Source organism: Microcystis flos-aquae FACHB-1344 (assembly GCF_014698375.1).
GTDB lineage: Bacteria > Cyanobacteriota > Cyanobacteriia > Cyanobacteriales > Microcystaceae > Microcystis > Microcystis aeruginosa.
Genome location: NZ_JACJSW010000206.1, coordinates 1 through 10,860 on the forward strand (window position 1 = coordinate 1; position 10,860 = coordinate 10,860).

Annotated in this window: 11 protein-coding genes; 1 reads left to right on the forward strand and 10 read right to left on the reverse strand. The window is 44.1% G+C overall.

Going from position 1 to position 10,860, the window contains the following annotated elements; translation table 11 throughout:
- Positions 1 to 101: 101 nt before the first annotated feature.
- The 9 genes from H6G48_RS21265 to acsF form a co-directional block, all read right to left on the reverse strand.
- Positions 102 to 743 (reverse strand): F0F1 ATP synthase subunit B family protein, encoded by a 642-nt coding sequence (locus H6G48_RS21265; RefSeq protein WP_341275524.1) that lies wholly within the window; start codon positions 741 to 743, stop codon positions 102 to 104.
- A gap of 4 nt (positions 744 to 747) precedes the next feature.
- The gene (locus H6G48_RS21270; protein ID WP_002768905.1) at positions 748 to 1,026 is read right to left on the reverse strand and encodes a F0F1 ATP synthase subunit C; all 279 of its coding nucleotides are present in this window, start codon (positions 1,024 to 1,026) and stop codon (positions 748 to 750) included.
- Positions 1,019 to 1,735: a F0F1 ATP synthase subunit A gene (locus tag H6G48_RS21275; RefSeq protein ID WP_190723102.1), complete on the reverse strand. Its 717-nt coding sequence runs from the start codon at positions 1,733 to 1,735 to the stop codon at positions 1,019 to 1,021. The genes H6G48_RS21270 and H6G48_RS21275 overlap by 8 nt, the downstream gene beginning before the upstream one ends.
- Before the next feature lie 12 nt (positions 1,736 to 1,747).
- On the reverse strand, positions 1,748 to 2,041 hold the full coding sequence (locus H6G48_RS21280) for an ATP synthase subunit I (RefSeq protein ID WP_190723103.1): 294 nt from the start codon (positions 2,039 to 2,041) through the stop codon (positions 1,748 to 1,750).
- Positions 2,034 to 2,393 carry an AtpZ/AtpI family protein gene (locus H6G48_RS21285; RefSeq protein ID WP_242034721.1) on the reverse strand — a complete coding sequence of 120 codons (360 nt, stop codon included), beginning with the start codon at positions 2,391 to 2,393 and terminating at the stop codon, positions 2,034 to 2,036. The genes H6G48_RS21280 and H6G48_RS21285 overlap by 8 nt, the downstream gene beginning before the upstream one ends.
- A gap of 18 nt (positions 2,394 to 2,411) precedes the next feature.
- On the reverse strand, positions 2,412 to 2,819 hold the full coding sequence (locus H6G48_RS21290; protein ID WP_190723104.1) for a F0F1 ATP synthase subunit epsilon: 408 nt from the start codon (positions 2,817 to 2,819) through the stop codon (positions 2,412 to 2,414).
- Complete coding sequence (atpD, locus tag H6G48_RS21295; RefSeq protein ID WP_190723105.1) at positions 2,816 to 4,216, reverse strand: F0F1 ATP synthase subunit beta; 1,401 nt, start codon at positions 4,214 to 4,216, stop codon at positions 2,816 to 2,818. The genes H6G48_RS21290 and atpD overlap by 4 nt, the downstream gene beginning before the upstream one ends.
- A 135-nt stretch (positions 4,217 to 4,351) precedes the next feature.
- Positions 4,352 to 4,891, reverse strand: a complete 540-nt coding sequence (locus tag H6G48_RS21300; protein WP_190723106.1) for a zinc ribbon domain-containing protein — start codon at positions 4,889 to 4,891, stop codon at positions 4,352 to 4,354.
- Between the two features lie 157 nt (positions 4,892 to 5,048).
- Positions 5,049 to 6,125: a magnesium-protoporphyrin IX monomethyl ester (oxidative) cyclase gene (gene acsF, locus H6G48_RS21305; RefSeq protein ID WP_043999011.1), complete on the reverse strand. Its 1,077-nt coding sequence runs from the start codon at positions 6,123 to 6,125 to the stop codon at positions 5,049 to 5,051.
- Between the two features lie 702 nt (positions 6,126 to 6,827).
- Here acsF and H6G48_RS21310 point away from each other — a divergent pair.
- Positions 6,828 to 7,484, forward strand: a complete 657-nt coding sequence (locus tag H6G48_RS21310; protein WP_002758338.1) for an SGNH/GDSL hydrolase family protein — start codon at positions 6,828 to 6,830, stop codon at positions 7,482 to 7,484.
- Between the two features lie 672 nt (positions 7,485 to 8,156).
- Here H6G48_RS21310 and H6G48_RS21315 read toward each other — a convergent pair.
- Positions 8,157 to 9,647: an ATP-binding protein gene (locus H6G48_RS21315; RefSeq protein WP_190723107.1), complete on the reverse strand. Its 1,491-nt coding sequence runs from the start codon at positions 9,645 to 9,647 to the stop codon at positions 8,157 to 8,159.
- Positions 9,648 to 10,860: the final 1,213 nt, after the last annotated feature.

Genomic DNA, 10,860 nt, shown 5'->3' on the forward strand with positions numbered 1-10,860 from the left:
AGGTAACATTTTAAAATTTTGAGTGGTTGTCCTAACCACTCTATTTCTTTAGGGGGTCGTTTGGCTAGACCCCCCGCTCTATCTAGCTTGTAGCCCCTCTGTCACCCCTTGAAATCCAGATCACCAACAAGTTCTTGGCGAAGAACTGAGATAATTGGCTGCCGCAATTCTTCCGAGATTTCAAAGCTGCTAGAGATGATTGCCTCCTGCGTCTTGGCCGTTGCGGCGATCGCTTGACAAAGCACTCGTTTCTCTTCCCGATCCCAATTGCGAACTCGCTTGAGGAAAACTTGAATGACAAGCTGTTCAAGTTGGACATCGGCTAGAGCTGCCAAAACTTGGCGAATTGTCTCCTGAATCTGTTGTAATGCTCGATGTCGCAACTCTTGCAAAAAGGCATCTTTTTGCCGTTGAACTATTTCTTGCCAGCGAGATCGATCTTCTTCTACTTCAGTGCGGATACCTTGCATTAACTCTGTTTGCGTCTGTGCAACTGCTGCCCTAACTTGAGCCAACATCGTCGAGCGCTCAGTCGCAAAATCTTGCTGCATTTGTTGGTATTTTTCGATTTCTTCTCGCGCTAATTGGCACTTTTGTTCTGCATCTTGCTGGCGATCGCTAATTGTTTTTTCCCGACGTTCCATTGCCTGAATAATAGGACGGTAGAGAAACTTTTGCAGTACAGCCACCAAAATCAAGAAATTGACAATTTGGGCCAAAAAGGTAAACCAATCAACTGCCACGGAATTATCCCCCCGCTTTAGTCACTACATAACCCCAAAAAGGATTGGCAAAAATTAAAATTAGCGAAATCACAAAACAATAAATTGCCACTGACTCAATAAATGCCAAACCAACAAATAACGTTCGAGTAATCGTATTGGCTTCGTCTGGCTGTTGCGCCAAAGCGGTCAAAGCTTGAGCAATAGCTCTTCCCTCTCCCAGTGCTGGCCCTATTGAACCAATCGCCATAGTTAATCCAGCCGCTAAAATTGATATCATTGCCGTCAAGCCAATATTATTCATGGTTTCTTTGCTCCTTTTCTCCTGTATGAGAATTATTAACCACTTGCTGTGCTTCTGTTGCCGAAGCAATATAAACCATAGCCAAAATCGCAAAAATATACGCTTGAATTAATCCAGTCAGTAGCTCCAATACCTGCATGATAATCGGGAAAAAGAGAGGGGCAATGGATAAAAGAATAGCTACTATCATGACATCACTCATCACATTGCCAAACAGACGGATAGCCAAGGACAAGGTGCGTGACAGTTCCCCAATCAGATGAAAAGGTAACATCAAGGGATGGGGTTGTAAATAGTGCTTGAGATATTTTTTTAACCCTGACTGACGTATGCCGTAAAATGGCACCGCCCAAAAAACGCAGATAGCAAGTGCTGCCGTTGTAGAAAGAGAGGCCGTAGGAGGATGATATCCCGGGATGATTTCTAAAAGATTGGAAGCGGCGATGAAAATAAACAAAGTACCGATAAATGGCAAGTAGATATCCGGTTGGCATCCGCTAATATCTCTTATTTGACCCCGCAATTCTTCGATTACAACTTCCAAAACATTTTGCCAGCGAGACAGACGAGTATCTGTCGATAGTCGGCGCGTGATTAGCCAGGAACTAATGCCCAATAACGCCATTAACCCCCAAGTAAATAACAGAGTAGCATTAAGGGTAACTGCTCCTGATTGCCAGAAAATAATCTTGTCAGGACTTATATACATCAGCTATTGTACTTAGTTACTTCTGAATTTAGGTTGAACCTGCTGCAATATTAGATTTCTCGTCCAGAAGAAGGTGGCCAGGCTTAACAGCAAGTGGAGGACTGGCAAGTGGGGGACTGCAACTATTATCGCATAAAATCCCAGCAAAATTATGCCTGTACGCCCCAAAAAACTAATCAAAGTTAACACGATGGGATTATTGGTTCTGGGGAGTTGACGCACCGTTAGCCACAATCCCCCAAAATAGGCCAAACCCAAGGCCATTCCCGCCAATAGTGCCAGAGGAAAGTACAGTAGTTCAATCATGATTGAGTTCCTTTTTCGATTGCTCGCGTGCGCCCTCGATGGCGGATTGTTCGCGCTTAACCCACTGCCCGGCATTCAAACAGCCCAGCATCAACCCAGCCAACATTAACATTAATGTCCAAGAAAAGCGACTCGGCCATTCTCGATCGATCCAGATACCAAGTGCCATACCTAAGAGAGTGGGTAGAACGACTGACCAACCGACTAATCCCAATAACCCCAGACCAAACCATATACTGTGCTTCTTTTCTACTCTAGCTCTGAGTTTACGCTCTTCCTGGCCCCCTACCTTGCGGCTAAAGCGCCAACGATTTTTTTGATGACTTCTTGCTGCCATTTTATTAGTACCCATATTTCCATTATTTCTCGTCTAGTTTCCTCGCTGCCCTCCTAGTTCGATAAATTGCCGGATCATGTTAGCTTCCAGTTTTGTCAGAGCCACGCGAGTGCGTTTTTCCCGCTCATCTAAGATTTGAAACTGCTTTTCTACCGCCTCTCTTAAGCATCCTAAGTCGGCACTTTCAACAGCATGGCGAGTAGAAACCCGCACGTCAAAACCAGATTTGACCAAAATGCCCTCATCCACGGCCATAAATCTCTCCTGCTCTTGAGGAGTGGTGAAAGACAGCAATCCGGGCAAGATAGCGGTGACAAAATCAATGTGATGGGGCAGCAGGCAAAAGCAACCGCTTCCCGATTCTGCTGTGACTTTAATAACTTCTGTCTCTAATAGGATTCGGGTGGGCAATATAACTCGGAGTTTCATCGTGCCTGTCATAGCTTTACCTTTACTGCCTCCTCAATCGTGCCAATCATGTAAAGTGCCTTCTCTGGATAATCCGAAAATTCATCTTGAAGAATGCGATCGCATCCTGCTAAAGCCGCTTCTAGCTCGACAAATTTACCCGCCATTCCCGTAAACTGTTCGGTAGAAAAGAAAGGCTGGGTGAGAAACTTTTCTAATCGTCTGGCTCTGGCTACAATCTGGCGGTCAGCCGGTGAAAGTTCTTCTAATCCTAGCATGGCAATAATATCCTTGAGTTCTTCGTAGTTCGCTAGGGTTTGTCGCACTGCCTGGGCGATGCGATAGTGTTGCTCGCTGACAATAGGCGGCATCAACATTTTCGATCCCGATTGCAGTAAGTTCACCGCCGGATAAAACCCCTCACTTGCTCGCTGGCGAGAGAGTACAATTGATGCCGATAAATGAGAAAAGGTATGAACAGCCGCCGGATCGGTAAAGTCATCTGCTGGGACGTAGACTGCTTGAATGGAGGTGATTGCGCCCGTAGCCGTACTGCAAATCCGCTCTTCTAGCTCTGCCAGTTCCGTGGCTAATGTCGGCTGATACCCTAGCCGCGAGGGCAATTGTCCCATCAACCCCGATACCTCTGAACCGGCCTGAATAAAGCGGAAGATATTGTCAATTAACAGTAAGACATCTTGTTTGGCCGTGTCGCGAAAGTATTCCGACATCGTCAGCGCGGCGTGTCCGACGCGAAATCTGACACCTGGCGGTTCATCCATCTGCCCAAAGATCATCACCGTATTCTGCAAAACCCCGGCCCCCCGCATTTCTTGGTATAAATCTAGGGCTTCCCGACATCGCTCCCCAATTCCACAGAAGATACTAATTCCCTGATCTTGCTTGACGATGTTATGAATCATTTCGGTAATCAAAACCGTCTTGCCAACACCCGCTCCGCCAAATAATCCTGCTTTCCCCCCCCGTTCCAACGGGACAAGCACGTCTATGGCTTTAATACCGGTTTTGAGAATCTCCGAGCTAGTGGTTCGCTCGTACAGGGGAGTCGGATTTGCATAAATTGAACGCCATTCTCCCTCAGCTATCTGTTCTTGTCCGTCAATTGTTTCCCCAAATATATTCAACATCCTACCGAGCAACCCCTCGCCCACTGGAACTCGCAGGGGATGGCCCGTATCGATGACTGGAGAACCGCGAGCTAAACCGGCTGTTGGCTTCAGTGAAATGGCCCGTACCAGTTGGGAGTTAAGATGGGCCACAACTTCCATCGCTACACTGCCATCTTCTCCGGCCTGAAGTTGGCTATGAAGCTCTGGCAGCCTTTGGGAAAAATAGACATCAATGATGCTTCCTCGCACTGACACTACAGAGCCAGCGTTGAGTTTGTTAATATCTCGTTGATCGTTCATCAAAAAATTGGCTCTGAAACCCCGTTTTTTTAGGACGGCTTGATATTACCATCTAGATGCTCACTCACCGCCCCAGTCCATTAATATAAACAGAATTTTGCCCGAAAAGGAGTTATAGATTTAGCTAAACAGGTTTTATTTCTGTAACTGATGACCACAGCTACTACAAAAGCGATCGGTTGCCGCTACTTTTGCCCCGCATTGACTACAAAATTGGGCTTTACTGACGGTTTTTGTGTCTCCCATACTCATTTTCATATCTCCCATTTGCATTTCCATGGGGGTAAAATTCATCGACATATTACCCATTTTCATCGGTTGCATCGGTTGCATCGGTTGCATTGGTTGCATTGGTTGCATCGGTGAGGAGGAGAAACTGGTAGCGGTTGTCGATTGAGAGGACTGAGAAACTCCAGAGGTATGAGGAGAGGAAAAACCGATACTGCTTCCTTGAATTTGGATTCTGTGGGGTCCAGTTTCGGTGATAATTTCAATAATTGCCCCTTGGGGAATTATCTCTATTTGGGGTTCTTTTGTCCAAACTCCCGTGGCAAAACTACTGCTAGACTGCTGTTGTTGTCCCGCTGCACCACTAGCGAGAGTTACAATCGTCTGCATCCCTTGATTATCGAGATAGAGACGTTGTCCTGTGGGTAATTCACTATAAATAGCCATATTTTTGACAGTGAAAAGTAAAAAGTAAAAACCTAGTTCACACCCCTAGGATCCAGTCTAGCGAGGATAGAAATGTTAGAGGATTTTCTTAAGAATTTTATCGACAAAAAAAGGGTGGTTTCACCCACCCTCACCATGTCTCAAGAAAACAAACTTTTTAACGGACGCTACCGGCTAATTTATCGACCCGAATCGGTTTCATCAGGTACAATTTGAGGAATTGCCAAGCGTTAGAGGCGAAGATAGGCAATTTCTTCAGGAATTTAACCAGTGCGGGACTGTTTTCGCTATCGATCGCCCGTAATCCCTCGTTATTGCCAACACAAATCTCTAGGCGATCATAAAATTCAGGACTATCCACATCGAGAACAATCGGGAAGACGCGGCCTGCAGTTTCATTGGTCTTCTCGATCACATACTTATCGTACTCGCGAGCGTCCAAACCGAGAATGGCGTAGAAACCAGAACGCTGAGTATCATTGAGATACATAGTAGCGAAGACCGAAAGCAGGAAGAAACGACACCAGAGACGAGCGCGCCAATCATTAAGAATATCAGGCTGCGCGCGCATGATCGCATCGAAGAAGTCCCCGTGACGGTTTTCGTCTTGACACCAATTCTCGAAGAAGTTAAAAATCGGATAAACCCGATCTTCGGGATGTTGTTCGAGATGACGATAAATGGTGATATAGCGCCAATAACCGATTTTTTCGGAAAGATAGGTGGCGTAGAAGATAAATTTCGGTTTAAAGAAGGTGTAGTTACGGCTTTTGGTTAAAAATCCCAAGTCAAGGGAGAGGTTAAAATCCGATAAAGCCTTATTAAGGAATCCAGCGTGACGCGCTTCGTCCCGGGACATGAGGTTAAAGCATTCTGCCAAGACGGGATTTCTGTTTTTTAAACGTCTGCCGAGTTCTTTGTAGAGAAGAAAGCCAGAAAATTCGGCCGTGCAGGATCTTTCCAGAAATTCCACGAATAAGCGGCGAGTTTCGCCATCAATATGCTCCCAAGAGCGATCGAATTCTTGATTGCGAACGAAGTGATGCCGGTTATAATCGGTACGGAATTCCTCTAAAATCGCTTTCAGTTCTTCCTCGTTAGCGGCGATCGACATTTCCGCCATCGCTTCAAAATCAGTGGTGTAGAAGCGGGGAGTGAGGATCGTTTCTTTAGCGGGAACTTTTATACCCGGACGGATTTCCTCGAATTCTGGTTTTTGGATCGTGCTGACCATAGGGATTATTGATTTTACTCTGGGATGATGATTGAGACGAGTAAAGGCTCTGACTTGATAATGACGAGCCGTGAAAAAACGGCTAGGATTCACTATAGCAAGCTCTCAGCCCTAGACTCTCTTCCTGTTCATTAAAAGTTACAACTCTTAATTAAGCTGTGTGAACAAACGCGGCTTTTTCGCTCCCAGTCTTGACAAATGTTCGGGGAAGTGGGGTTTGTTCAGTGATCGGTAAACAGTCATCAGTAATCGGTGAACTGAAAACCCACATCTGATAACAAGGGCCGAATCTAAAACCTAATTGGTTAAGCTAAAAGCTTTGATGTGCTTAGTTTCTATCTTCCTAGAATCCCGGAAAACTCCTGTTATTTTAGCTTATAGCAATTCCCATAGTTGTGAGGTGCAGAGTCTTAGGTTTTGAGGAGTCAGTAGTTAAGATTTTGGTGTACCTCATGAGATTGGGAAACGCTATATTGTCAGGAATTTAGTTAAACAAGGTTTTTGGCAATATGCTAATCTGGCTAACACGCTTTTGGACGTGATATGGGGAAAACTTCTGGCGATTACGCCTAAATGGAGTGTTATACAGAAAGTTGACCCATATCGTTACCCCAGAGAGTGTTATACAGAAAGTTGACCTATAATATGTAGTTATGTCGCATTGCTTCTTTGCGCAAGTGGAAAATTTTAAGGTATAGATTTATGACCCACATCGTCTTGCTCGGCGACAGCATATTTGATAATGCTCCTTATGTGGATGTTGAAGAAGATGTTATCCATTACCTTAAGCGCAAAATACCTTTAGGATGGAAAGCCACTTTACTCGCTATTGATGGTTCTATTACCACGGATCTCCATGCTCAAGTTCAGAAGCTACCTAAAGACTCAACTCACTTGTTTTTGAGTGTTGGGGGAAATGATGCTTTACGCAACATCGACTATCTATCTCAGAGGGCACAATCTGTTGCAGAAGTAATAATTAAATTTTCAAGGCTGGTCGGAGATTTTCGTGCTAACTATGTAAGTGCAATCAAAGAGCTACTGGAAAAACAGTTGCCAATAACAATTTGCACCATCTACGAGCCAAGATTTGAGCAGTCAGAATACCAAAGCATAGCGACAACTGCACTCACATTTTGGAATGATGTGATAATTCAAACAGCAATAGCCTATAAACTACCAATTATTGATCTGCGCCAAATCTTTACCAGTACATCTGATTACGCTAATCCGATCGAGCCATCTGCAATTGGTGCAGATAAATTAAGCAGCTACATTCTAGAAATAGTACAAAACCATAACGTTACTCAACTACATACAATCATCTATGGAAACTCCAAAGACTCTCGACAAAAGTGAATTGCCCTGAATGGCACTTCAAGATAGATCGACATAACAAATCACTGCACCCGACCGTATGCTAAACTTCTCACATCATCCAAAGTGCGATGCCGAAGGCACTGCGTAGCAGTACGCTATCGCTGTAGGGTGCGTTTCCTAATGTGGCTCTTACTGCTCCACCGATCGATTTTGGGGAACGCACCATGCACATTTATTGAAGCTGTGGGTTAAAGTGCGATGCCGCTCTGGTGGAACCAGTTGGGGAATGTTAGCGAAGATTCCCAATGTTTAGGTTAAAATAGAGGGGCAAAAGTTGCAACAGGGTCGCTTCAATGACAGTTCGACAACCCCGCTACAGCAAAGAAGAATTTGCCCGACGTGGACACGAAGTCTACGAGTCTCAGGTACGCTCCCAGATCGAGGAAGGGAATCATGGGAAGATTGTAGCAATAGACATCGAAACAGGGGCTTTTGAAGTGGCTGACGACAGCCTAACAGCTGCTAAAAGTAGGGGGCTCTCGAAGGCTTTCCCCCTACTTAGGGTGATCAGCAAACCTGAGGGAGCGGAGGGCGCAAGCTTTGCGCCCCTACAGTAACGGATTTTGTCCACAATGTAGGGGCGAACTGCGTTCGCCCAAAAGGTACATTATCAAAGCGCAAGTCCCCTATCACGACTAGATCAAGCAACTCTTATTCAAGAGGTAGTGACCTGGCACGATATCCCTTAACCTTGTTGTCAATATTTCGCAATATATTTGCACTGAGAGCATAGGCATATAAACTTGCGGGCTCAAAGCGAAATCGTATATCTTTGTATAAAAAATTGGCATCCCTAATAGTTTTACTTGTCACCAAGATCGGTTGAGATATACCTGGATTCTTTTTTAAAAATTCTGTGCAGTTGTCCAGTTCGGAAGGTGTACTATGAGGGCGATCGCTCCACTTAACCTCAACTATCCAAGAAGGTGATTGATGGGCAGCATCTAAATGTACAATATCAATTTCTCCAGTTTTCCATCGTGCGTAATAAAGCTCAATCATTTTACTGTGCTGCCATTGACTAAAAATAGCGGTTTCAGTCATGGCTCCCATCGCCTTAGAGTCTGTTTCAAGCTGACCAAATAGTGCGGCGCGCATTGACGGATTGGTTAAATAGACTTTAAAGCAAACTGCTCTCTTAAACTTTTTAGCGTTTTGATCAATTCTCTCTACTCGGCGGATTAGGAATGCAGCCTCAAGATACTCGATGTAACGTTTGATAGTGTTTTTAGCTACACCAGAGGATTGCGATAACCCCTCGATACTTACTTCGTTGCCTGAATTATACGCCAGGGTTGTGAAAAGTCTATTCAGTTCTTGAATATCACTAATCCCATAAAGGCTTGGCAAATCTCGAAGTAAAACTTTGTCAATGATATCGCTTTTAATATATTGTCCAGGATCCTGTCGAATTGTTTCAGAAAAGACAGCTTCTGGATAGCCACCGAAGTTCAAATAATTAATAAAATTCTCATTCAACTGATCAATATCTTTAGACACAAACTCATAGATCTTAGATGGATAACTAGAATCTTCAGAGCCATGGACATTTGTCTCTATTAATTCATTTTCTTTTCCTATAAACATTAAATATTCAGCAAAGGTTAGCGGTGGCAGGATATAGTCGCTGAATCGACCAGCACCAGACTCAGTGCTTTTAAGTCTTAGAGCAGCAGCAGCAGAGCCAGTAGCGACAAATCGACAGATTGGAAATGAATCAACCAGGGATTTTAGATGAATTTCCCACTGACGCAAGTATTGAATTTCGTCAAAAAAGACAAATAGCCTCGAATTGCGATCGTGATTGAATAGTTCCTGAAAATACTTAAGTATCCGCTCTAATGGAAGTCCTGTATAAATTGGAGTTTCAAGAGAGACATATAAAATATTTACCGCACTAATGCCAGAATCTAGGAGCAGACGAATAGTGTGATAAACCATGACAGTTTTACCAACACGCCTGGGTCCCATCAAGACTGTTGCTCGACGCACACTTGTGTCCAAGATGTTTTGAGAAAAAGCCTCAAAGTACTTGCGCCGTGGCGTATCTTCATAGATTATTTTTCCCTTACGGTCTGTCTCCCACCAAGGATTATCAAATTGAAGGCGGGAGAGGATGTCTTCTTTTGCGATCTCGATCATAAGACTAAAGTTAGAGAGCTAATCTTAGTCTAGCCGAGAGTCGAACTAAGGTCAATCAGTTAATCTTATTTTGGCAGCTGAGACGGAATCATCAATGAGCGTTGCTGTATCTAAAGCCTAACTTCACCGTTAGGCGTCAAACCATAGATATCTCAACCCAATACAAAAACTAAGCTAAGAAAAAGTGGGATTGCATCAGTTCGCCCCTAATGGGACCTAAACTAGAATGACATAGTGGGACTTAGACAAAAAACAAATCGAGAAAAGCCTCAACTCCAATCCCCGCTTGGGATTTACTTCGAGAAGCCCAAAATCGCTGAAACCCAGATAGATCAAGGAAAATCATAAATCGAGGTTAAACCTTTGTCCCGTAATGGTTTGAGCCTTTTTTGCTGACCGAAAACGCCTAAGTCCCAATAGTTTAATCTCATAGAAAGTAATGCCGACTGAAACCCCCAAAACATACCTAGAACAAGCGATATAAATTTTTGTCAAGGGGTGCGGTCAGACATAGGAATCATTGCTAGAATCCCGGAAAATTCCTGTTGTTTCAGCTTATTGTCAGGAATTTAGTTAAACAAGGTTTTTGGCAATATGCTAATCTGGCTAACAAGCTTTTGGGGGTGATATGGGGAAAACTTCTGGCGATTGCGCCTAAATGGAGTGATATACCGAAAGTTGACCCATATCGTTAACTCTGGAGAGTGTTATACAGAAAGTTGCCGTATAATATGTAGTTAGGCGCACAGGAAATTTAGTGCGATCGCTATCACTGTAGGGTGCGTTCCCTAATGTGGCTCCCACTGCTCCACTGATCGATTTTGGGGAACGCACCATGCACATTTATTGAAGCTGTGGGTTAAAGTGCGATGCTGCTCTGGTGGGTTGAGTTCTGGATTGGCAACCTGTCACCGAGCAAACCCGACGATGTTGGAATGATTCTGATAGCTGACGGCTAATAGCTAAGGGTTATCAATGCTAGGATAAAGGCTTGAGTAGAGAACGATCGAGCGAAAGCCATGTCATCGACAGAAGTAAAAACCCCGCCCCCAGACAGCCCCACTTCCCACTACCCTATACCTTTTAAACAGAATTTAGTATATACTTTGCACGGCTACAACTTGCATTTTTTACTCAAGGACAATAATATAGTTTAAGAGTCATAATTAGAAGCAAAGCACTCATTAAAAACATGATTAACCTAGAATTCACG